Here is a 23,525-nt window from a genome sequence, read left to right on the forward strand (position 1 = left end):
AGAGAAACGGAAGGGCTTCGCGCCCTTCCGTTCTCGAGTCATTTATTTTTTGGCCGTTCTCCCCAGAATTGGAACAAATCTGTGCGAATGAAACCGTTGAATAATTTTCGTTTTTTCGTGGCTGGCTGGCCGTAGATCGTTTCGAATTTCTCCATGGACGACAGGATGTAGATCGACCATGTCGGGTGCTTGGAGAAAAGGCGCCCCATATCGCTGATCATTTGTTCTATGACTTCCACTTCGCCGATGCGCTCCCCGTATGGCGGGTTGCCGACAACGACCCCGTTTTCTTCATGCGTCACAAAGTCTTTCATCTGGCGCTGCTGGAATTGGATCAAATCTGCAAACCCGGCTTCCCGTGCGTTTTCTTGTGCAATTTTCACCATGCGGTGGTCGATATCCGTACCGAGGATGTTCAAAGGCTGGTCGTAATTCGCCAATTCCTCTGCTTCTGCCCGTACATCGTCCCAAATCTGCTGTTTCATCCATGGCCACTCTTCTGCATCGAAATCACGGTTATAGCCCGGTGCAATGTTCTGGCCGATCATCGCTGCTTCAATTGGAATCGTCCCGGAACCGCAGAACGGATCCACAAACGGCCGGTCCGGCGTCCAGCGGGACAGTTTCACCAAAGCGGCCGCCAAGGTTTCTTTTAACGGCGCTTCCCCTTGATCCAGGCGGTAGCCGCGTTTATGCAGGCCGGCGCCGCTTGTGTCAATCGACAATTGGACTTTGTCTTTCAAAATGGAAACTTCAATTTTAAAACGGGCACCTGATTCATCCAGGAACGAGTTCCGGTGATACGCTTTTTTCAGCCGTTCAACAATCGCTTTTTTGACAATCGACTGGCAATCCGGCACGCTGTACAATTTCGATTTGACCGATTTTCCCTGCACGGGGAAATTAGCATCGACCGGAAGGAATTTCTCCCATTCAATCGCTTTTGTGCGTTCAAACAATTCATCAAACGTATACGCATTAAACTCCCCGGCGATGATTTTCACACGGTCCGCTGTGCGCAGCCAAAGGTTGGCTTTTGCAATGTCGCGCTCGTCTCCTTCGAAAAACACTTTGCCGTTTTCTGTTTGTGTCTGGTATCCCAGTTCTTTCACTTCATCCGCTACAATTGACTCAAGGCCCATTGCGGCAGTGGCGAGCAATTTAAATTTAGTCATAACGACGCCCTTTCCTGTTGCAAGTTGTTTCGAGTTTTATATAAAAAAGTTCCTTTTAAGGCAAGTTCAGGTTTTTTCAATTATAAGTAGAAAAGCTCTCCGGAATGGAGAGCCTTTGATAGCAATTTAAAGCCAAGAGAAATTCTATAAGCCATGTTTTGTTTCCACGTACTCAAACGGCTTGCACCTCGTACTAGTGGACGGCAACCATCTATCTGCATGCTAAAAGCTTGCCTCTTCATCCGTTCAATTCCTTCAGAAAAGTGCCCCTACCATAATTTGGGTTTCTCACTCGCGGGGTTTACCTCGTTCCACCTGCATAATTTCTTATGCAGCTCCGTCACTGTGGCACCTTCAGGGTATTTCGGCCATATCCGAAGACTTAGGCGTTCTACCCGCCGTCAGCTGTTAAGCTGCCTTAGCTTATTGTTTCGCTAAGCGCGATCACTACGGCCATCGCAGGTCCGTGTGAGCATGGACTTTCCTCTCCGGCAAAGAGCCGGAGCGATTGCCAGAATTTCCAATGGCTTATCAAGTATACGTTATTTCAACAAATAATTCAACGGATTTAATTGTTATTCAATTTGTTGCCGAATACGTGGTTTTCCAAATGAGACAAACGGCGCAAAATATCGAAGTTTGTCGTGCCTGGAACCGGCGCTGCCTGTTTCCGCGGCGCATCGTCCATTTCTGCACGCAGGCGTTTGTTTTCGTTTTGCAGCTGTTCGATTTTTTTCGTGAAGATTTCATAGTCTTGAATGATTTCATCCAGGAAATGGTCGACCTCGTCCTGGTTGTAACCGCGCATTCCTGTTTTAAAGTCTCTTTCCAAGATGTCTTTAGCTGTGTATTTATTGTCCATTTTTATCGTCCTTCCATCAGGTAAAACTGAAATTAGTGAGGATTTCCCATCTCTCTAATTGTCCGCTGAACCATTCGAACTTGTTAGGCAGTCCATACTGCCCGTTAATCTGGGATAAAAAACCCTTCCTATCGCCAATTATAGCATATGGCACAATTTTCGTGTTTAGTTCTTGGCAACTTGGGCATGTTTTTTCCGCTTTTTTTCATCCAGGCGGAACAGCCGCTTTTGAATATCCAATACGAGTGAATTCCGCACCTTTGTATGTTCGCTCGCTTGCTTTGCAAAACCCGCCATCGTGATGGCTTTGTCCAAATCGCCGAGCTGGTGTTCATATAATTTGGCTGCATGGATCCAGGCCTCGACTTCCACCGAACCGCGCAAATGCGGCGCCGCCTCTTTAAACAGCCGGACCGCTTCGTCGTACTGCCCGCTCCGTTTTTTCTGGATCGCCAAAAAATAGCGTGCCATGGCGGCGGAACTTCCCCGTTCTTGCGTAACGTGTTCCAAATACGTGGCGCTTTGGTCAAACTGCTTTAAATCGGCATACCATTTTCCGATATTGGTATACGCGCCGCTGGTCTCGGAAACCAAATCTTCCCGCAGCAAGTCGGACGACAGGACATACAGCGACACAAGCGACAAGATGTCCAGCTCGTTATGGAACAAAACTTTTGCCAACCCATCGGGATAGCCGCTTTTTACGGCATCGAGGTAAATCGGCGGAATCAAATAGCCCGGTACATCGCCTTCCCGGACAAACCCCAGTTTTTCCGCTTCGATCGTACTCAGCTTCATCCGTTCCAGTTCGTTTTTCCAGATCCGTTTCGTCCCATGGAACAAGTCGATTTGCAGCGGCGCCGGCAATTTCGGCAGGACTTGGCGGTGCATCGTCCACCTGGACATCAATTGCGGCCAGTCGAAGCTTTTTCCGTTATACGAAAAGATGATCGGTTCCTCATCGCGCCATAAGCCCGTTTCGTAAAGAAAAGCAGCTTCGTGGGAAGGGTCCGGCATAATGTATTGGGTCATTTCAAAATGGCCGTCTTTCTGGACCAATAAGCCAATCAGGAAGATATACGCGCCTGTCCCGCTCAGGCCGGTCGTCTCCGTGTCGAAAAACACAATCGGAGTTCCCGGCTTCAGCTTGAACGGATGCTCAAAAGGCACTTGTTCCCAGGCCGCCAGCACCCGGTTCAACTCGCCGAGCTCGACCTTGCCGTGCTGGTGCGTTAAGGGATAACGGATTTTCTTTTCGTAGACAAAGCCGAATTTGTTTTCTTTCAGCTCGAGACCGATATTGCCCCATTCTTTTTCAAAAAGCGGCCGTGCTGCCGCTTTTGGGGCCTGCTTTTTGGCTGGCTGTTTTTTCAGCATGCCTTTCATTTGCAATAACTTGCTTTCAAACGACATCGGCCCTTCACTCCCCTCTGCGAAGCTCGTTCAACAGCTTGATGACATGGCTCTTCATGCTGACGGCGGCGTCTTGTGCACCGATGCACGACGGACAGCCATCGAGGCACGGACATTCCGAAATATGCTGCTGCGCTTTGTCGAGCAGCGGCTGCCATAAATCATAGATCCGTTCACTGATGCCGATGCCGCCGGGATATGAATCGTGGATGAAAAATGACGGCAGATCGTTATGGGTCGATTTCACTTGCGGCACGACGTGGACATCCCGCCGGTCGCATTGCACAAAAATCGGGATGAACGACTCGATGGCATACGCCGCTCCGGTCATCGTATCCGACAATTCCGAGTCGCTGAAGCCTTCGAGTTTGGTGAAACTCAGCCAAGTCGAAGAAGTATGCAGTTCTTCGGCAGGCAGTGAAATCGGTCCGGACCCGATATTGTCATGCGAATCAAATCGGATCTTCTTGAAAATCGTCGGCATCGCCAGCACTGCAATATCGCCGTACTGGACGTCTGCTTCATGCAGTTTTTTCGTTTTGTCTTCACTCATCACTTTCAGCTCGATCGCCAGGTTGGCGTCCGTAAAATAATCGACGTCCACTTCCCGGACATACGCCTTTTTCTCTTCCCAGTCCAAAATCTCGACTTGGAACTGCGTGCCTTGGTGCAGGTAAATCGCTTCTTCGTGAAGTAAAGTCAATGCGCTGAAGCGGTCCATTTCACCGATGACCCGTGTATCCGCCGGAACGGACTGGTCGATGATCACGACGTTTTCCTGCGATGCTGACCGCAGTGAAATGTCATGCGCCGGGAAACGGTCGCTCATCCAGTGCCAGCGGTCCGAGGTCCGTACGAGCACCCCTTGCTCCTGCAAATATTCCAGCAATTCCTGCACGTCAAATTCACCGTATTGATCGTCCGTCCGAAACGGCAATTCAAACGAAGCACATTTCAAATGGTCCATCAGGATGATGATGTTTTCCGGATGGATGCGCGCTTCTTCCGGCGACTGGTCGAGCAGGTATTCAGGATGGTTGATGATGTACTGGTCCAGCGCAGTCGACTGGGCCACGTACACAACCAGCGATTCATCCTGCCGTCTGCCTGCGCGTCCGGCCTGCTGCCAGGCGCTTGCGATATTCCCCGGATAGCCCGTCATGATGCAAGCCTGCAGCTGTCCGATGTCCACACCGAGTTCCAAGGCGTTGGTCGAGACGACGCATTTAATGGTTCCATCGCGCAGCCCTTTTTCAATGGCCCGCCGCTCTGTCGGCAAATAGCCGCCGCGGTAGCCTTTGATCGAGTCGTCCTGCAGTTTGGTTTTGGTGATGGCCTGCAAATACGTGACCAGCATTTCCACCCGTACACGGCTTTTTGCAAAGACGATCGTCTGGATACCTTGTTTGACTAGATGGGTCGCCAAATCACGCACTTCGAGAACGGCGCTTCTGCGCACCCCGAACGTCGGGTGGATAATCGGCGGATTGTAGAAGACGATGTGCTTCTTGCCGGCAGGCGCACCGTTCCGGTCAATCAGCACATGCTCGGTATTTGTCAGGTTTTCCGCCAGTTCTTTTGGATTGGCGATCGTTGCCGACGTACAAATAAAGACCGGATTGCTGCCGTAGAATTCACAGATGCGCTTTAAGCGGCGAATCACATGTGCCACATGTGTACCGAAAACGCCTTTATACGTATGAAGCTCGTCAATCACTATATAATGAAGGTTTTCAAAAAGCGATACCCATTTCGTGTGGTGCGGCAAGATGGCGGAATGCAGCATATCGGGATTGGTCATGACAATCTGACCGGCTTTTCTAACTTTCGTGCGGATGGACGGCGAGGTGTCGCCGTCGTATGTGTAAGACAAAATATCCTGCTCGGTTTTCTCGATCAAATCGTGCAAATCACTTTTCTGGTCCTGGGCAAGCGCTTTGGTCGGAAACAAATACAAAGCTCTTGCACCCGGGTCGTTCAGGATTTTATGGAGCACCGGCAAGTGGTAGCAGTATGATTTGCCGGAAGCAGTCGGCGTAACGGCTGTAAACGATTGGCCGCTTTCCGCCAGATCAAACGCTTCCCGCTGATGCGTATACAGCTGTTCAATGCCTTTTTTGCGCAGTGCCGCTTTTAAGCTGTCGTGCATGGCAGGCGGAAAATCGGCATAGGCTGCCGGCTTTTCTTTGATGGTATGCCAGTGTTCGATCCGCTCCATCATGTCGGGTTCGGTTTTCCACTCATTCAAGAGTTCAGGCAGTTTCTTTTTTCGGATCATGTTTCTTCGCTCTTTTCATCGATCGCCAGCATAAAGGTCTGCAGCGTATACTGCGCCGCCTGGATGGTCTGGATAAAGCGCTTTTTGCTCGTTTCTTTGTAAAAACTTTGCACAAAAAACTGGGCCATCCCTTCTGCCGCATTATCGATCTGTGGTTTGTGTACATATTTCGGCCGTTCCTGCTGAATATATAAAAGCGATTCTTTTTGCCATTCATTTATCTTTCCGTGCCAATAATCTGCGTATGGTTTTACCTCTTTATAAAAATCCGGAACCGCATCGCGCTCACGCATATCGTAGAAACGGTCCAGGCATTTTCCGCATTCATCATGTAATACGGAAGAGAGTTCTCTTACTGTCATATAGCGTCCCTCCATTGCCATAAGTTTATCATATAAGCGAAAACCGTACGAACATTACTGCACGCTTCCGGCAGCAGTAATATTCGCTGTGTTTTTCACCAAAAGCAGTTTCCCGCTTTTTTCACCAGCCAACTAAAATGAAAGGTTCCCTGTCGAACAGATATTCTTTTCATTTGGCATAAGTTTGTGAATCGGCTATCATTAGACTAGCAAATTTGAAACTTTTTAACTTATTCATCGTCTTAGTGCTTGTGATATGATAAGGTAAGCGAGGTGTATCACAAAATGGCAATTAATTATCCAAATGGCAAGAAGTTTGTTCCTCCAAAAGAAAAGCCGGTGAAAGCAAAAAAAAAGGATTTTTCTTTCAGCAACCGGGGCAAAACGCTTGAGGATGAATTGAACGAAACCAACGATTATTATCTGCAATTGGGTCTTGCAGTTATCCACAAAAAACCCGTCCCCGTCCAGATTGTTAAAGTCGAGTATCCATCCAGAAGCGCCGCCGTCATACGGGAAGCTTATTTCCGGGCTCCGTCTACTACGGATTACAATGGCGTCTGGAACGGCAGGTATGTCGATTTCGAAGCGAAAGAGACCGAAAACAAAACGTCTTTTCCTTTGAAAAACATCCATGACCACCAAATCCACCATATGTCCCAAGTGGTGAAGCATCAAGGATTGGCATTTTTAATTATCCGTTTTTCTTCGCTTGAGCGTTATTTCATTATGCGCTTTGAAGCTTTGGAAATCTTTTGGAACCGGATGATCACCGGTGGCAGGAAATCTATTTCCTTAGAGGAAATCGAAGATACCGCAGTCGAAATCATGCCCGGAGCCTTTCCGCGCATCGATTATTTGCCCGTACTGCAAAATCTGTAAAAGAAAGCATATTTAGAAAGTGAGGAACCGATTGTGAGCGAAAAACCCCTTTCACGCGAACAGCGTAGAAAAGCAATCGAACAACAGAAAAAAGCAAGCAAAAAACAAGCCCCGAAAAAACCGAAGAAAGCGTCAGGCGGCGTCAGCTGGTTCAAACGCATTTTATTGGCTGTCGTAGCGATAGGCGTATTCGTCCTGCTATGCGGAATCGGCTTATTTGCGTTTTACGCCAGCAGCGCCCCTGAACTTGATGAGGAATTGCTGCGCGACCCGATCAGCCCGACCTTTATCGCAGCTGACGGCGAAACGGAAATTCCCTATATAACGGCTGAAAACCGGACGCATGTGGACTACAAGGATATTCCAAAAGTGATGGAAGATGCTATTCTTGCTACGGAAGACAACCGTTTCTACGAGCACTCCGGAATTGACGTGATCCGCCTCGGCGGTGCCGTCATCGCAAACATCACCGGCGGGTTTGGTTCGCAGGGTGCTAGTACCATTACCCAGCAAGTGATCAAAAACTCCTTCCTATCGAATGACAAAACTTTGAAACGGAAAGCCCAGGAAGCCTATCTTGCTTTCAAGCTTGAACGTGCCTATACAAAAGAAGAAATCTTCGAGATGTATTTCAATAAAATTTTGATGTCCGGCAACACTTACGGGTTCGGAACTGCTGCTGAAACGTTTTACGGCAAGCCGGTCAGCGAACTCGAATTGCATGAAGCAGCCCTTCTTGCAGGGATGCCGCAAAGTCCGAACGGCTACAACCCGTTCAAAAATCCGGAACGTGCTGAAAAAAGACGCAATGTCGTTTTGAGCCTGATGGACCAGCACGGCAAAATTACAACAGCTGAGAAAGAACAAGCGCAAGCAGCATCCGTTACGGATTCTCTTGTTCCTGAAAACCAGCGCGCTGCCACTGTCGACAACGGCGAATACACAGCGTTCATGGAAATGGTTGAAGACGAATTGGATTCCCTTGAAGGCGATTATGCGTTGGATGATGGCTTGACCATTTACACGACGCTTGATCCTTCAGTTCAAAAAACAGTAAACGAAACCATGTCGTCTGAATTGTTCTTCGACGACAAAGTGCAGTCTGGCTTGACTGTCGTGGATACAAAAACAGGTGCGATCCGAGCAATCGGAGCCGGCCGTGATTACAGCGGAGATGTCCGCATCAATTATGCAACAGCGAAAGACCGTGCTGTCGGTTCGACGATCAAGCCTTTGATCGATTATGGCCCAGCCATCGAATACTTGGACTGGTCGACAGGCGAAACGATTGTGGATGAGCCTTATTCTTACGAAAGCGGCCAGAAAATCCGCAACGTCGACGGCGATTTCCTTGGAACGATGACCATCCGGGAAGCGCTATACCGCTCACGCAACATTCCGGCTGTAAAAACGCTCCAGGAAGTCGGAACGGAAAATGCAGCCAAGTTCACGAAAAAAATTGGCCTTGATCTCGAAAATGTCTATGAATCCACTGCCTTGAGTGCAGACAATATTTCAACAGTCGAAATGGCCGGTGCATTTGCCGCATTCGGCAATGGCGGTGTCTACACAAAACCGCATACGATTACGAAAATCGTTTTCCGCGATGGCACGACTGAACAAGTGGTGAAACCGGAATCGGTTCCGGCAATGAAAGACAGCACGGCTTACATGGTCACGGATATGCTGAGAGATGTAGTCGATCCGAACCTCCGTGGTTCAACCGGCAAGGAAGCAGCCATCAGCGGCTTGGATCTTGCAGGGAAAACCGGGACATCGAACTACACGGAAAAAGAATTGAACGACTATGGCCTGGATGCTTCGTCTGCACCGGATATCTGGTTTGCAGGATATTCACCTAAATACTCAATTTCCGTCTGGAGCGGTTATCCCACACGGAAAGTCGGCATCGACACAGCGTCAAATGAACGCCTGATTTCCCAGCGCATCTTTAAAGAGGTCATGCTCGGAATTTCAAGCAACTCCGGACAATTCGAAAAACCGGATTCTGTCGTCGAACTTCAAGTCGAAGCAGGAAGTTCCCCTCTTAAACTGGCAAGCGCTTATACGCCATACAGCTTAAGAAGAACGGAATTGTTCGTCCGTGGTTCAGAACCGAACCAAGTTTCACAAAGATATGTCAAAGAAGACCTGGATACCCCATCCGGCTTGCGAGCAAGTGTCGATGGCAATACAGCCAACTTGTCATGGAATTACGATGACACAGATGGCGTTGCCTTTAGAGTGACTGTCGAAGTCGATGGCAACCGTTCGACGCTTGATACAACCAGCAGCCAAAGCTATTCATACAGTGGGCTTGAAGCGGGCAAAACTTACACGTTCCGTGTAACGGCAGTCAGCAACAACGATGCCAGCGACCCTGCTTCCGTTAGAGTCTCCATCGCTGCTCCTGAAGAGCCGGAAGAAGAACCGGCCGAGGAACCAACTGAAGAGCCGGCTGAACCGGAAGAACCGGTTGAAGAACCGGCTGAAGAACCGGCTGAAGAAGAGCCTGCTGAAGAGCCAACCGAACCGGAGGAACCGGCTGAAGACGAAGAACAGCCTGAACAACCGGCCGATGACGAAGGCAATGGCAACGGTGAAAACGAAGGCAATGGAAACGGGAATGGCAATGATGGCAATGGCAATGGTAACGAAGGCGGCGGAAATGGTAATGGAAATGGAAATGGAAACGGCGAAGGCGGCGAAACTCCTCCTCCTGCTGATGGCGGCGAAGGCGACGCCAACCCTGCTTCTGTGCCACCCGCTGATGAAACCGAACAACCACAACCGTAAAACACAAAAAGCGCAACTGCACTCAGCAGTCGCGCTTTTTTTTCGTCTTCAGGCAAGTTGATCGAAAACATCCTGAAGTTGCTCGTATGTTCAAGAAAGTTGCTCGTATACTGGTTGTAGTTGCCCGTAAATCGAGCAGAGTTGCTCGTATCCTTAAGGCATACAAAAAAGCCGGAGGCCTGCAGCAGGCTTCCGGCTTTTACTGTTCATTTCTTTTTAATTGAATCCGTTTCGATGCAATCCCTTTTTTCATTTCGGAAAATAATTCGTCCAGCTGGCGGAATGCCGCATAATTGGTGGGACGCTGTTCAATAAACGCTAAGCGTTCCAGGCCGTTCAAAGGAATAATTTCAAAATCGCAATGCGCTAATAATTGCTTATACAATTTAATTCCGTTTAGCAATTCCTGCTGGCCTGTCCCGTCGCGGTCCCGAAATGAGGGTTCAATCGTTTCTTTCAGGCTGTCCCAGCCGTTGAAAAAAGGTTCGACCGCTTCTTTAGTTAACTTCTGTGACAATTTCACGTTTGACCAACCCTTTTTTATCCCGCTTTTTGCCTTCACGGCAACGGTCAAATAGCGGACAAATGTGGCAGCCGGGATTCTGGGCTTTGCAATGGTAGCGGCCGAAGAAAATAATTTGGTGATGAGTTTTCGACCAATTTTCTGCCGGCGTCTTTTTCATGATCGTTTCTTCCACTTGCAGCGGCGAGTCTTTCCAGCCATTCATCCCCAGGCGTTTCGCGACACGTTCTACGTGGGTATCCACAGCTAGCGCCGGTATGCCGAATGCGACCGATACAACGACATTGGCTGTTTTGCGGCCGACTCCAGGGAGCGTCATCAGCAAATCACGGTCTGCCGGTACCGTACTGCCATATTGCTCAATCAAAATCCGGCTGAGCGCCTGGATGTTTTTTGCTTTATTGCGGAACAAGCCAATCGAGCGGATGTCTTGCTGCAGTTCTTCGAGCGGCACGGAAATATAGTCTTCCGGCGTATGGTATTTTTGAAAAAGCGCCGCTGTGACTTTGTTGACCAATTTATCGGTGCACTGCGCTGAAAGCAAGGTCGCAATCAACAAATCAAACGGATTGCGGTGAACTAATTCACAATGTGCATCCGGGAACATATTATCCATTTCTTCCAAGCATAATTGCCATTCTTTTTTGGACATCATAAGGGTCACCTTCTAATTCCGGTCCTCCAGCCAATTGTAGAATTGCACTTTTTTTGTATTGCTTGCTGTCGGCTGAAGCTGGATATTTTTCTCTCTGAACGAAGTGGCATGGCGCGATACTTCAGTTGATGTTTTGATGTTTTTCTTTTTCCATTCAAACAGGATGCGGTCTACGTATCGCAGGCTGATTTTCTGTGAAATCACGGCTTCTTTTAACGCCATCCGGATGATGGCCGGCGTGTGGCCGTCTTGGTCCATCCACATGGATATCGTTTCGATTTCCATCGGCGATAAAAAGCGGCCGAATTCCTGTTCAAACAGCTGGAAAACTTCGCCTTCCAACGCTTTTTGGGAATTTTCTTTTTCTGCGTGCTGCTCTTTGTACACACAGTCCAATAAACGGTCCCAAAGCGGTTGAAGGGAAATCTTTTCGGTCAAAATTTCGTTTTCCTTTTCTTGCTCAATGGCCAGATAGCCTTGCTGCATCAATTTCTGCAGCATGGTTGTTACGCTTTTTTGCGTCGTCATCATGCGGGACCCGATTTCATCCGGTGTCGGAAACGGGTTGCCTGCCTGTTGGAACGCCTGTACATGCATAATCAGCATGGCTTCTTCATCCGTTATTTTCAACTCTTTATAAAAGCGAAAAAAGAGCTGGGAAATGTGAACATTCCCCTGCTCGATCCAGGTTTGCAATCGATTCGGCTGTTTCATATCCCAACCACCTTTCTATTGTTAATTTCTTTAGTTGTCTAAAATCCAGTGTCTAGAAGTGAAATGGTGCTTTCGCTTTTTTTCATTGTAAGGCTATCTTGCAATAAACGCCAATCGGTTAAGCGCCAAAAAGCGCTGCTTCGCCAATCAGTCAAAACCCTTATTGCTCCTGCAGCACTATGTGCTTCGTCGCAAAGATACGGACCAAACTGCTTTTGGTCCATATCTTGCCTGTCGAATCTAAACGGCCGCTTCTGCTTTTCTTGTCCAGCTGCAGCGCCTAGCCTCTCGAGGTCGCTTCAGTCTGGTCTGCGATGGCAAAGTGCGCCATCACTGCCCAGTCTTCCAGCGCTTGTCGAGGCTCGACAGGCACTTCCGCTTTTCTGTTGTCCAGCTGCAGCGGCCAGATTCTCGGGTCGTAAGCCGTTCTACCTGTGCGGCTGAAAACACGCCGCTTCGGTAGCCCGTCTTAATACGCCTGTCGAATCTAAACGGCCGCTTCCGCTTTTCTTTGTTACGGATACAAACGGTTCAATAAACGTGGGAATGGAATCGATTCTCTGACGTGTTCCGCTCCGCTGATCCAGGCAACCGTACGCTCGAGCCCAAGGCCGAATCCGGAATGGGGCACTGCTCCGTATTTGCTCAAATCCAAATACCAAGCGTAAGCACTTTCGTCAAGGCCGTGTTCCTGGATGCGCTGTTTCATCAAATCGTAATCGTGGATGCGTTCAGATCCGCCGATGATTTCCCCGTAGCCTTCCGGAGCGATCAAGTCTGCACATAATACAACGTCATCGCGTTCCGGATGCGGCTGCATATAGAACGGTTTGATGCCAATCGGATAGTTTACGATGAAGACTGGCATATCGTAGCTTTCAGCAATAGCCGTTTCATGCGGCGCTCCAAAATCGTCGCCCCATTTAATGTCGTCAAAGCCGTTGTCATTCAACCATTTGATGGCATCGTCATATGTAATGCGCGGGAATGGTGCTTTGATGTTTTCAAGTTTCGATGTATCGCGTCCAAGGCGCTCCAATTCCAGTTTGCAGTTTTTCAGGACCGACTGGACCAGATGTGCCACATATTGTTCCTGCACTTCCAAGCTTTCCGCGTGTTCGGTGAAAGCCATTTCCGGTTCGATCATCCAGAATTCGATCAAGTGGCGGCGGGTTTTTGATTTTTCTGCACGGAAAGTCGGGCCGAAAGAAAATACTTTTCCTAGAGCCATCGCTGCTGCTTCCATGTACAACTGGCCGGATTGTGATAGATATGCATCTTCGTCAAAGTATTTGGTTGCGAAAAGTTCTGAAGTGCCTTCAGGCGCAGAGCCGGTCAAAATCGGCGGATCCACTTTGACGAATCCGTTGTCGTTGTAGAATTCATATGTTGCACGGATGATTTCGTTGCGGATTTTCATGATGGCGTGCTGTTTGCGCGAACGCAGCCACAAATGGCGGTTGTCCATCAAGAATTCCGTTCCGTGTTCTTTTGGCGTGATCGGGTAATCTTTCGCTTCATGGATCACTTCAATCCCTGTGACAGCCAATTCGTAGCCAAAAGAAGAACGCGAGTCTTCTTTAACTTCACCGGTAACATAAAGCGAAGTTTCCTGCGTCAATGATTTGGCAGTGGCAAATAACTCGTCGCCGACTTCCGCTTTTACGACAACCGCCTGTACAAAGCCCGAGCCGTCACGCAATTGCAGGAAAGCGATTTTCCCGCTTGAACGCTTGTTGGAAACCCAAGCGCCTAATTTAACTGTTTGTCCATTATATTGAGCCATTTCGGCAATAGTAATCTTTTTCATCATAGCCTCCAGAAATTATAGTTCAGTCAGTCTTTCCATTTAGACGATACAAATTGATGAATCCGTTCAACCGCTTCCGTCAGCGCTTCAAGTGAAGTCGCATAAGACAAGCGGATGGTGTCATGGGCGCCAAAACCGGAACCCGGAATGACCGCCACATTCGCTTCTGTCAAAAGAGCAGCAACAAAATCATCGACCGATGCAAAGCCGCATTTTTGCGCAGCTTCGGAAACATCCGGCAGCAAGTAGAATGCGCCTTGCGGACGGATCACTTTAAACCCAGGAATCGCTTCTAGTTTCGGGAAAATTGCTTCCAGACGGCTCTCAAAAGCGGAGCGCATTTCTTCCACCGTATCCTGTGGTCCATTATACGCTTCAATTGCCGCGTACTGGGAAGTTGTGGTCGGGTTGGAAGTTGAATGGCTGGCAAGATCCGTCATCGCTTTAATCAGCTCGGCGTCTCCCGCCGCATAGCCGATGCGCCAGCCGGTCATCGAATGTGATTTCGATACGCCATTGATGATGATGGTCCGGTTTTTCGCATCCTCCGACAATTCTGCAACTGAAGTATGTGTTGTTTGTCCGTAAATCAGCTTTTCGTAGATTTCATCCGACACAATCAGTATGTCGTGCTCGCGGCAAACTTCTGCCAGCTGCGCGAGTTCTTCTTTGGAATAAATCATTCCCGTCGGATTGCTCGGGGAGTTGATAATGACGGCTTTTGTCCGGTCTGTGATGGCTTCTCTCAGCTGGTCAGCAGAAATCTTATAGGATTGGCTGGCTGTAGCTTCTATGTATACAGGAACTCCCTGCGCCAGTTTTACTTGTTCCGGATAGCTGACCCAGTAAGGAATTGGAATAATGACTTCGTCGCCTTCATTCAGCAAAACCTGGAACAATGTGTAAAGCACATGCTTTGCACCGATTCCGACCATAATCTCTTTCTGGCCATACGTCAAATTCTGGTCGCGCTGCAGCTTGTTGATGATTGCTTCTTTTAATGCCGGCAGCCCGCCGGCAGGTGTATACTTGGTTTTTCCTTCCAGCATGGACTGGTAAGCCGCTTTCAGGATATTCTCCGGTGTGTTGTAATCAGGTTCTCCTGCGCCTAGCCCGATGATGTCCACGCCTTTTGCTTTCAGTTCATTGGCTTTTGCTGTAATGGCCAATGTTGTGGACGGAGTTAATGTTTGTACGCGATTTGCTAAGTTAATCAATGCTTCCACCCTTTCACAAATTCGAGATCTGTTTCCATGTTGTGCCGTCTTCTGCTTTGATATAGACATAATTCAAATGATCATCGGCATCGATAAAAGCCACTTCCCATACCGGACCGGCGCTTTCCATACCAAGCCGGGTATGGAGAATGTCTTTGGCTTCTTTTTCCGTCAGGGCTTTTTCCCGGGCTTGCTGCGCCGTTACCGCTCCATCAAGCGGGACAGCCTTCAGCTCCCCTTTGCCCGCTGGTACGAAAACCGCTTTTAATGCACCTTTCTTATCTGTCCCGATGACGGTAACGGTCGTCTGTTTATTGGCATAAACATAGGACTGCTGGACATCCACCAGCAACTCTTCGTTTTTCGCCCGGTCGATTGCCGCTTTTTCCAGATCGGAATACGGTTTATTGCCGGTAAAAACAACAATAATCATCACCGAGACTGCAAGAAATGAAAGAAAGCCCAATATAAAGGTTACCCATTGTTTCATTTCATCACCTAAGTCTTATAGATTGTGAAGACCGCTTTTTCGGGATCTTCCTTATCCAGCGCCAAACCGAACATGAGGTTATTATGCTTTAATGTACGGTTCAAAGCATCTACCACTTTGTAGAGATCCTGGCTGTATTGAACATTGACAGTGGATAGCACTTCAATTTTAGATTCCATGGCTGCGCCCTTCCCTTCGTTTATTCGCCCGTCCGTTCGCACGGCGGGGTCTTTTCATCCGGCCGTAACTTCTTGCCGGATGCCGTCCGCTTTATCATTGCTTATTATACCAATCTTCAATATCCGTTACCATCTTTTCTAAAGACACTTTCGATACTTTCACTTTCGGCAACGCGTTTAAAAATTCAACGCCATACGATTTTGTCTCGATTCTCCGGTCCAGCACGATAAACAGCCCTTGGTCATTTTTGGAGCGGATCAATCGGCCGAAACCTTGCCGCAGCCGAAGCACGGCTTCCGGCAGTGCGTAATGGAGAAACGGATTCACGCCTTCTTTCGCAATGACTTCCGATCTTGCTTTGAAAATCGGTTCATCCGGCGAAGTGAACGGCAAACGCACGACCACGACGGCCCGCAGAGCATCCCCCGGTACATCGACGCCTTCCCAAAAGCTATTCGTCCCGAACAGCACGGATTTTTGGAACCGCTGGAACGATTTCAGAAGCCTCATTCGGCTGCCCGATGAAATGCCTTGTGCAAACAGCATGTATTCATCCAGCAGGCCGGTGTCCTGAATCAAATCGACCGTCTTTCTCAGCATGTCCTGTGAAGTGAACAGCACAAAACAGCGGCCTTCTGTGACCAGAACGGTTTGGATGACGGCATCGGCTACCGCTTCAATATAATCGCTTTGCGACACTTGCTGAATGTCCGGCATATCTTCGACAATAAAGACACGGGCTCCACGGTAAAATTCTTTCGGCGGCTCAAACTTGGTGATCGGCACGTGATTCGGTATGCCGAGCTGGCTGACGATAAAGCGTTCGTTTGACGGTACACTCATCGTACCCGACAGCCAAATCAGTGCTTTGTTTCCCCGTACCGGCGCCATCACTTTCTGGATAATGGACGTCACTTCAAACGGCTGCTTGTAAAGCGACAAGCTTGTCGGCAAGCTCCGCAAGTCCCCTTCAATCCAACTGACTTCGTCTTCCAGCGGGAAGACAAAAATCTCGCTGAACTCAACCGCCTTCACCATCAGTTCTTCTGTCCAGTAGCGCCAGTCTGCGATGACCAGTTTGTCCTGGATGGACGTTTCCGTCAGACGCTCTGCTTTTTGCAGCACCAGCTGGGAAAGATCGATCCATTCGTTTAAAAATCTCAGCATGTCCATGAAGCGCGATTTGTCATACGGCAATTCACTGAGCAAAGACGCGCATTTTTTGTGGCGGCTGCCTCTGAATTTCGCCAGGAATTCGGCCGTCAGCATCGACGCCAATTCATCAAACAGTGAAACGAATTTAATGAACAGCGATTCGAGTTTCAGCAGTTCCGGCACCGTAGAAAACCCTGTTTTTTCAGCCGTTTTATACAATTGGGCGAATAATTGCTGATCGTCAAACGTGCCCAATTGCCCAAACACGTATTTCCACTGCGTGTACACAAAGGTTTTTTCATGCTGCGATACAGCAGCCTGCACCACTTGATGCGCTTCGTCCCAAATATAGGCATCCACGTCTGCCAAAATCGACGAATTCGACAGCCGCTGGTTCAGCAAAAATGAATGGTTGGTGACGATAACATGCGCCTGTTTGGAACGCTCCAATGCGTACTCGTAAAAATCATACACTTTCTCATCCCGCGACAATCTGCGCAGATGCGAACGGCGGATTTTATCCAGCACAAACTGGCCGCCGCTTGAGGCATTCACTTCATTTAAATCGCCTGTTTCCGTAGAAGTCAGCCATATGAGCACCTGCATGATCGTGAAGGTTTCATCATAGGATTCATCTTCGCCCTGCAGCAGTTCAGCAAAGCGGGACAAATCGATATAATGGCTCAAGCCTTTTACCAAAGCAATCCGGACGGGCGCACCGATCAGCTGTTCAACAATCTTGCCTTCTTTTTGGACAAGCTGATCCTGCAGATGCGTCGTATAGGTGCTGATCAGCACTTGTTTGCCAGTTTCAATGGCATGATTGACCGCCGGCAGCAAATAAGCAATGGTCTTTCCCATCCCGGTGGATGCTTCAATTACCCGCTCTTCTCTCCCTGCCAGCGCTTTTTGGATGGATGCCATCATATCAAACTGGCTTTGGCGGCGTTCAAACTGGGGAAATGCGGTCTCCAGCCGCTCTTCCCAATCAAACATGGCCGTATAGCCTGCAGGTGATTCGCCGGCTTCCAGTTTCCGGCGTTTTAGCGGCAAGCCGTTGAAGCGGTCAAAATCATCTCCCTGGGCGCTGCGTTTTTGCTGGGTCAGCTCAAAGAACAACCGCGATAAATCCGATTTCAACTGGAATGAGCGTTTGTGCAGCTGCGTTAGCGTATCGTAAGGCAAGCTGCCCATATCCGCTTTTGCCTGAAGGAATAAATGCGCTGTCGCCAGCGCATCATCATCGGCCCGGTGTGCACTTTCAAGGGGAATGCCAAGCTCGGATGTAATGTCCTGCAGTTTATAGCTGAAGGCAGTGGGATACATCAAGCGAGCCATTTCAACCGTGTCCATCGTCAAACCGTGCCATTTCGGCAGACCGCTGCGAATCAATTCCGCCTGCAGAAACGGCAAATCAAAATTGGTGTTGTGGGCCACGAAAATCGCGCCCTGCAATTTTTCGGAAATTTCCGCTGCATGGGCTGCAAAAGGTTTGGCGTCTGCCACATCCGCATCGGCAATATTCGTCAAATCCTGGATAAACGCCGGAATTTTCCGTTCCGGGTTAATAAATTCACTGTATGTATCTATAATTTCATCATTTTGGATCGTTATAATCGCTATTTGAATAATCCGGTCACCTTTTGCAGGGGAATGGCCTGTAGTTTCAATATCGACAACGACATATTTTTGGGTGTTCATCACAAGCCTTCTTTCTCAGGTGATTCTGTCATTAGAAATTGTAACATATCCAGTCATTTTCCGTCTTACAGCCCGAACATAAATCTCTTGCATTCTCATGACAATTGCCACAAAAATTCTATATTCAACCTTTTTCTTTTATACCTTCAGAACAATCCGCAACTCCGCTTTCCCCAAACAAAAAAGCCTCCGAAAGAGGAGGCCAAGGAATTACATAATGGTTGCTTCAGGTTCGTAATGGATGATTTCACGGACGCGGTTGGTTTCGTCCATGATGGCGACCGTCGGCTTATGGTCACGGGCATTTTCATCCATGACATAGCCGTATGTCAGAATAATGACGATATCCCCTTTTTGCACCAGTCTTGCTGCTGCGCCGTTTACGCAAATTACGCCGCTGCCGCGTTCTCCGGCAATGATATAGGTTTCAAAACGTGCTCCGTTGTTGTTGTTGACTACATGCACTTTTTCGTTTGGAAGCATCCCGACCTGGTCCAGCAGATCCTGGTCGATTGTAATGCTGCCGACGTAGTTCAAATCGGCTTGCGTCACAGTCGCACGGTGGATTTTAGAGTTGAGCATCATTCGCAACATGGTTTAGTTCCCCTTTACATGAAAGATTAAGTTATCAATTAAACGTGCTTTTTCAAACTGTACGGCAATCGCCAGGATCGCTTCGCCTTCAATTTCATTGGCCAAAGCCGGATAACTGAGCAGCTCGATATAATCGATTTCGCCCGAAATGCGGCCGTCCAGATATTGCCGCACAACCGATACCGGATCTCGCCCTTCTATTGCTGCTTGTTTTCCGAGTTGCAGCGCTTGCTGCAAAAGAGGCGCTTCCCGTCGCTCTGCTTCGCTCAAATAGACGTTTCGGGAACTTTTGGCCAAGCCGTCCTCTTCCCGCACCGTTTCTCCCCGGCGTATCGAAAGCGGGAAATTATAATCTTCCACCATGGATTCGATAATCGCCAGCTGCTGGGCGTCTTTTTGGCCGAAATAAGCGCGGTCCGCTTCGGTCAGGTGAAATAATTTTGCCACCACTTTCAAGACGCCGTCAAAATGGCCCGGCCGCTTCGCTCCGCATAATACATCTGCAAGAGCTCCTGCTGAAATGGAAATTTGAGATTCCCGCGGATACATTTCTTCTGCTGACGGGGCAAATATCACGTCGGTTCCCGCCTGTTCCGCTAAACGCTGGTCGCGCTCCAAATCTCTCGGATACCGGTCAAAATCTTCATTAGGCCCAAACTGAGCCGGGTTGACGAAAATGCTCATCACCACACGGTCGTTTTCAGCTTTTGCTTTGTTGACGAGCGAAATATGGCCTTCGTGCAAAAAGCCCATTGTCGGTACAAGGCCGATCGTTTCACCGGAACCCTTGGTTTCTTTCACCCAGGCTTTTAATTCCTGGATCGTTTCAATCGTACGCAAAATTCTTTCTCTCCTCTCGGGAAGAAAACCATATAAAAAGCCTTCCGTCAAAAATAGACAGAAGGACAGAAAAGTCGAATTCGGTTTCCTCCGTCCCTGTCATGTAGTAGATCAAGGCAGACATCATCATATAAATTTTTCAAGAGCAAACAGTTACCCGGTGCAGTTCATATGCGATACTGCCCGCTAAAAACACTATAGCAGAAATTCAAAAAAAACAAAATGATTCAATTCGTCATTTCAATGTCAGCGGAATAAATGCCATGGAGCTTGCCGTCAGGCGTCCGCAATTGCAGCACGCCGTCTTCGGTAATGCCTTCTGCCATGCCTTCAAGCGTCTCTTTTGCCATACGAGCGCGCACCGGTCGGCCGATGGTTGAGGAATAGCTTTCCCACATCAGTTTGAGCATGCCGAAGCCTTCTGCAATATACAGATCGCTATACTGCTCAAGAAAATAGAGAATCGAAGACACAAGCTGTTTGCGGTCCACATCATCCCCGCTTTCCATTTTCAGCGATGTGGCGATGTCCTGCACTTCGGGATCAAAATCTTCCCTCAATTGATTGACGTTCAACCCGATGCCGATGATCAACGCCTGGATGCCGTCTGCGTCAGACTGCAATTCGGTCAAAATGCCGGTGCATTTTTTGCCGTTCAGCAAAATATCATTCGGCCATTTGATTTCCGGTTTCAGTCCTGTCACTTGTTCGATCGCGCGCACGACTGCAACAGCCGTCACCAGCGTAAACTGGGGTGCTTTTTGCGGCGGCACATCCGGCCGGAGGATGACGCTCATCCAAATGCCTTTGTTCGCTGCAGAATGCCACCTGCGCGCCATCCTTCCGCGTCCGGCCGTCTGTTCTTCAGTCAGGACCACCGTGCCGTCCGGCGCATCCTCCTGCGCCAATTGATGGGCTGCGATTTGAGTGGACGGGCATGATTCAAGAAAATGCATGTTCTGTCCCAGGCGCCCGGTTTTCAGCAAAGCCTGAATATCCGTGGGCTCTAATGTATCCGGAAGCGCCGATAAAATATAGCCTTTCTTTTTCACCGATTCAATCCGGTATCCCTGCTCTTCCAGCTCTTTTATGTGTTTCCAGACAGCGGTCCGGGAAATGCCGAATTCATCGGCCAGCTGCTGGCCGGAAATCGCTGTCCCTTGCGCTTCGATCAAGCGCTGCGCCAATTTACGCGTCACTATGATGTTCATTGATAAACCAGTCCTTTATGCTTTCTTTGTCATTTTCCAGCTTACCGTACACAATGTTTTGTTCCAAGGCTTCAATCCACTTCTTTAGCCAGGGCCCTTGTTTTTTGCCGCTCCACTCCATCAAATTGGCCCCGTTTACGGCGAGGTCCGATTTTGTCTGGATGGGGAGCGCCGCTTTCCTGCCGGCAATATCGGCTTTCTTCCCCGCAAGCATCGCTGCAATTTCCAGCTGTTCGGCAGAAAAGATGTAATAGGTCCAGTCGTCCCATTGTTCCAAGCCGGCCGCTTTCAGCGACTGTTCAATGAGTTTCCGTTCTTCATTGGAAAACTTGTAAGCCTGGATTTCCATGAAGCCCGCATTTCCCCGGTAGAGCATATACGCCCAGCCGCCGGCAGGCTGTCCAGTTGCCTCATAAAACGACCAGTCCGTTTCAAATAGCGGGCCTGCCGGCAAATGACCAGTCAATCCCGACTCTTTTAAATAGCTCATGCTGCGGGCGGTATGGCCTTGAACCATGATTTTATCGAGTTCGTTTTTCAGCCGCTCCACGGCAATGGAACGGATTCCTTCCGCTTCCTTTTGGATGGACAGCAAAGTCTCCCGGTCAATCTGAAAGTCCAGCTGGCCAGAAAAACGGACGGCCCGGAGCATGCGCAAGGCATCTTCCTGAAATCGCTCCTCCGGATTTCCGACAGCCCGAATCAAGCGTTTTTCAAGGTCGGTTCTTCCGCCAAACGGGTCGATAATCGCCTGTGTTTTATCCAGTGCCATCGCATTAATGGTGAAATCGCGCCGTTTCAAATCTTCTTCGAGCGACTGCACGAATTTCACCGTGTCCGGCCGGCGCTTATCGGAATACGCGCCTTCCGTACGGAACGTCGTGACTTCAGTCCCTTCGCCGTCCAGCATCACCAGCACGGTGCCATGGGCAATTCCGGTGTCGATGGTGCGGGAGAAAAAGCTTTTCACTTGCTGCGGAGCGGCATTTGTTGCCACATCGATATCATGGGGCGCTTTCCCAAGCAGCAAATCGCGCACTGCCCCGCCGACGATGTACGCTTCAAACCCGCCTTTTTCAAGCGTTTCCACTACTTTTAAAGCCGTCTTCATTGGCTTTTGCCTCTGTCGAGTAAGCGCTCATAGACAGCTTCGTATTGTTCCAGGATTTTAAACGAATTAAAATGCTGTTCGACCGTTTCCAGTGAACCTTTTTTCAGCGTTTCGTGTTGTTTGGCATCGGTCAAAATTCCGATGGCACGTGATGCTGCAACTTCAACATCTCCCAGTTCCACCAAATAGCCGTTTTTGCCGGATTCGATAATTTCCGGAATGCCGCCAATATTTGTGCCGATGCAAGGCACACCGCAAGCCATTGCTTCCAGCAACACAAGTCCGAACGCTTCTTTTTCACTCATCAACAATTTGATGTCACTGATATTGTACAGCTCGGAAAGGTTGTCGCGCTTTCCGAGGAACAGCACGTGCTGTTCAAGCCCTAATTCTTTCACTTGCTGAACGGTACGCCCCATTTCAGGCCCGTCGCCGACAAGCAGCAATTTGGAAGGCACGTGTTTTTGCACACGGTGGAAAGTTTCGATAATGTCCGGCACCCGCTTGACGTTCCGGAAATTGGATACGTGAATGAGCACTTTGTCTTCTTCATCAATGCCGAGATCCTGTTTCAAGCTGCCGGGATCCGCCGCTTTGTATTCGCGTTCGTCGACGAAATTGTAAATGGTTTGAATCGTTTTATCGGGATTGATCATGTCGTATGTCTGGTCGCGCAGCGAATTTGACACGGCTGTGACAACATCTGATTTTTCAATGCCGTATTTGATTGCTTCTTTTAATGAAGAATCCGACCCAAGCACCGTGATGTCCGTGCCGTGCAAAGTGGTCACGATGCCGATATCGGACCCTGCCATGTCGCGCCCCAAAATGGCACAAACGGCATGGGGAATCGCATAATGCACATGCATCAGATCGAGTTGTTCATTTTTGATCACTTCCGCTATTTTCGTTGCCAAGGCAATGTCATACGGGGCATATTGAAACACCGAATAGCTGTTGACATCCACTTGGTGGCTAAAAATGTTCGGATACAAGCGGTTCAGGCGAAAAGGCGTGCTGGATGTGATGAAATGGACTTCGTGCCCTTTTTCAGCCAGCATTTTGCCCAGTTCTGTCGCGATGATGCCCGATCCCCCCACAGTTGGATAACAAGTGATGCCTATTTTCATTTTCCGCAAAGCGGTCACCTTACTTTCTGTCTTTGCTAATTAAACGCCAGTCAATAAATCCTTCTTTTAGCCCTTTTAACAGCACTTCGGCCGTTCCCATGTTCGTTGCCAGCGGCACTCCGTATACATCACAAAGGCGGATCAAAGCCGACACATCCGGTTCATGCGGCTGGGCAGTCAACGGATCCCGGAAGAAAATGACCATATCCATTTCGTTCTGTGCAATCATTGCACCGATTTGCTGATCGCCGCCTAACGGACCCGACTGGAAGCGGATAACTTCGAGCCCGGTGCCGTCAATGACGCGCTGTCCGGTAGTCCCAGTCGCGTAAAGAGTATGTTCAGATAAAATTGGTTTATAAGCTGTCACAAACTGGATCAAATCGTCTTTTTTCCGGTCGTGCGCGATTAAAGCGATTTTCATGT

General features: G+C 49.0%; 21 protein-coding genes and 1 other RNA gene. 2 read left to right on the top strand and 20 right to left on the bottom strand.

Annotated features, from left to right (window positions below):
- Positions 1–38: 38 nt before the first annotated feature.
- The 6 genes from BLQ32_RS05445 to BLQ32_RS05470 form a co-directional block, all read right to left on the bottom strand.
- Positions 39–1,175: a THUMP domain-containing class I SAM-dependent RNA methyltransferase gene (locus BLQ32_RS05445; protein WP_036801999.1), complete on the bottom strand. Its 1,137-nt coding sequence runs from the start codon at positions 1,173–1,175 to the stop codon at positions 39–41.
- Positions 1,176–1,317: 142 nt separating this feature from the next.
- An RNA gene (gene rnpB, locus BLQ32_RS05450) (RNase P RNA component class B) lies at positions 1,318–1,695 on the bottom strand.
- Between the two features lie 48 nt (positions 1,696–1,743).
- Positions 1,744–2,037: a cell division regulator GpsB gene (gene gpsB, locus BLQ32_RS05455; RefSeq protein ID WP_036801987.1), complete on the bottom strand. Its 294-nt coding sequence runs from the start codon at positions 2,035–2,037 to the stop codon at positions 1,744–1,746.
- Between the two features lie 165 nt (positions 2,038–2,202).
- The gene (locus BLQ32_RS05460) at positions 2,203–3,450 is read right to left on the bottom strand and encodes a ribonuclease H-like domain-containing protein (protein ID WP_074509405.1); all 1,248 of its coding nucleotides are present in this window, start codon (positions 3,448–3,450) and stop codon (positions 2,203–2,205) included.
- A gap of 7 nt (positions 3,451–3,457) precedes the next feature.
- Positions 3,458–5,728, bottom strand: coding sequence for a DEAD/DEAH box helicase (locus BLQ32_RS05465; protein ID WP_074509406.1), 2,271 nt, complete (start codon positions 5,726–5,728; stop codon positions 3,458–3,460).
- On the bottom strand, positions 5,725–6,090 hold the full coding sequence (locus BLQ32_RS05470; protein ID WP_036801981.1) for a YppE family protein: 366 nt from the start codon (positions 6,088–6,090) through the stop codon (positions 5,725–5,727). The genes BLQ32_RS05465 and BLQ32_RS05470 overlap by 4 nt, the downstream gene beginning before the upstream one ends.
- Positions 6,091–6,375: 285 nt before the next feature.
- Between BLQ32_RS05470 and recU the strand changes: the two genes are divergently transcribed.
- Together recU and BLQ32_RS05480 are read left to right on the top strand one after the other, a co-directional pair.
- Positions 6,376–6,972 carry a Holliday junction resolvase RecU gene (gene recU / locus BLQ32_RS05475; RefSeq protein WP_036801979.1) on the top strand — a complete coding sequence of 199 codons (597 nt, stop codon included), beginning with the start codon at positions 6,376–6,378 and terminating at the stop codon, positions 6,970–6,972.
- A 33-nt stretch (positions 6,973–7,005) separates the two neighbouring features.
- On the top strand, positions 7,006–9,768 hold the full coding sequence (locus BLQ32_RS05480; protein WP_074509407.1) for a penicillin-binding protein 1A: 2,763 nt from the start codon (positions 7,006–7,008) through the stop codon (positions 9,766–9,768).
- Positions 9,769–9,967: 199 nt separating this feature from the next.
- Here the strand turns inward: BLQ32_RS05480 and BLQ32_RS05485 are convergent, their stop codons facing one another.
- From BLQ32_RS05485 to mgsA, 14 genes are all read right to left on the bottom strand, one after another.
- Positions 9,968–10,291: a YpoC family protein gene (locus tag BLQ32_RS05485; RefSeq protein WP_074509408.1), complete on the bottom strand. Its 324-nt coding sequence runs from the start codon at positions 10,289–10,291 to the stop codon at positions 9,968–9,970.
- Positions 10,266–10,946, bottom strand: coding sequence for an endonuclease III (nth, locus tag BLQ32_RS05490; RefSeq protein WP_036801971.1), 681 nt, complete (start codon positions 10,944–10,946; stop codon positions 10,266–10,268). The genes BLQ32_RS05485 and nth overlap by 26 nt, the downstream gene beginning before the upstream one ends.
- Positions 10,947–10,958: 12 nt before the next feature.
- Complete coding sequence (locus BLQ32_RS05495) at positions 10,959–11,660, bottom strand: DnaD domain-containing protein (RefSeq protein ID WP_036801969.1); 702 nt, start codon at positions 11,658–11,660, stop codon at positions 10,959–10,961.
- 514 nt (positions 11,661–12,174) lie between these two features.
- The gene (gene asnS / locus BLQ32_RS05500) at positions 12,175–13,470 is read right to left on the bottom strand and encodes an asparagine--tRNA ligase (protein ID WP_036801957.1); all 1,296 of its coding nucleotides are present in this window, start codon (positions 13,468–13,470) and stop codon (positions 12,175–12,177) included.
- Between the two features lie 26 nt (positions 13,471–13,496).
- Entirely contained in the window at positions 13,497–14,687 is a 1,191-nt protein-coding gene (locus BLQ32_RS05505; RefSeq protein WP_074509409.1) for a pyridoxal phosphate-dependent aminotransferase, read from the bottom strand.
- 13 nt (positions 14,688–14,700) lie between these two features.
- The gene (locus BLQ32_RS05510) at positions 14,701–15,120 is read right to left on the bottom strand and encodes a cell wall elongation regulator TseB-like domain-containing protein (RefSeq protein WP_244890322.1); all 420 of its coding nucleotides are present in this window, start codon (positions 15,118–15,120) and stop codon (positions 14,701–14,703) included.
- Positions 15,121–15,185: 65 nt separating this feature from the next.
- Positions 15,186–15,356, bottom strand: coding sequence for a YpmA family protein (locus BLQ32_RS05515; protein ID WP_074509411.1), 171 nt, complete (start codon positions 15,354–15,356; stop codon positions 15,186–15,188).
- A gap of 94 nt (positions 15,357–15,450) precedes the next feature.
- Entirely contained in the window at positions 15,451–18,213 is a 2,763-nt protein-coding gene (gene dinG, locus BLQ32_RS05520) for an ATP-dependent DNA helicase DinG (protein WP_074509412.1), read from the bottom strand.
- Positions 18,214–18,423: 210 nt separating this feature from the next.
- Positions 18,424–18,807: an aspartate 1-decarboxylase gene (gene panD / locus BLQ32_RS05525; protein WP_036801949.1), complete on the bottom strand. Its 384-nt coding sequence runs from the start codon at positions 18,805–18,807 to the stop codon at positions 18,424–18,426.
- Positions 18,808–18,810: 3 nt separating this feature from the next.
- Positions 18,811–19,647 carry a pantoate--beta-alanine ligase gene (gene panC, locus BLQ32_RS05530; protein WP_074509413.1) on the bottom strand — a complete coding sequence of 279 codons (837 nt, stop codon included), beginning with the start codon at positions 19,645–19,647 and terminating at the stop codon, positions 18,811–18,813.
- 227 nt (positions 19,648–19,874) lie between these two features.
- Positions 19,875–20,858 (bottom strand): biotin--[acetyl-CoA-carboxylase] ligase, encoded by a 984-nt coding sequence (locus tag BLQ32_RS05535; RefSeq protein ID WP_074509414.1) that lies wholly within the window; start codon positions 20,856–20,858, stop codon positions 19,875–19,877.
- On the bottom strand, positions 20,836–21,969 hold the full coding sequence (locus BLQ32_RS05540) for a CCA tRNA nucleotidyltransferase (protein ID WP_074509415.1): 1,134 nt from the start codon (positions 21,967–21,969) through the stop codon (positions 20,836–20,838). Before BLQ32_RS05540 ends, BLQ32_RS05535 begins: the two co-directional genes overlap by 23 nt.
- A complete protein-coding gene (bshA, locus tag BLQ32_RS05545) occupies positions 21,966–23,108 on the bottom strand; it encodes an N-acetyl-alpha-D-glucosaminyl L-malate synthase BshA (protein ID WP_175557074.1) in 1,143 nt (380 codons plus the stop codon). Before bshA ends, BLQ32_RS05540 begins: the two co-directional genes overlap by 4 nt.
- 10 nt (positions 23,109–23,118) lie before the next feature.
- Complete coding sequence (gene mgsA / locus BLQ32_RS05550; RefSeq protein ID WP_036801941.1) at positions 23,119–23,523, bottom strand: methylglyoxal synthase; 405 nt, start codon at positions 23,521–23,523, stop codon at positions 23,119–23,121.
- Positions 23,524–23,525 lie beyond the last annotated feature (2 nt).

The organism is Planococcus glaciei (genome assembly GCF_900099655.1).
Classification (GTDB): domain Bacteria; phylum Bacillota; class Bacilli; order Bacillales_A; family Planococcaceae; genus Planococcus; species Planococcus glaciei.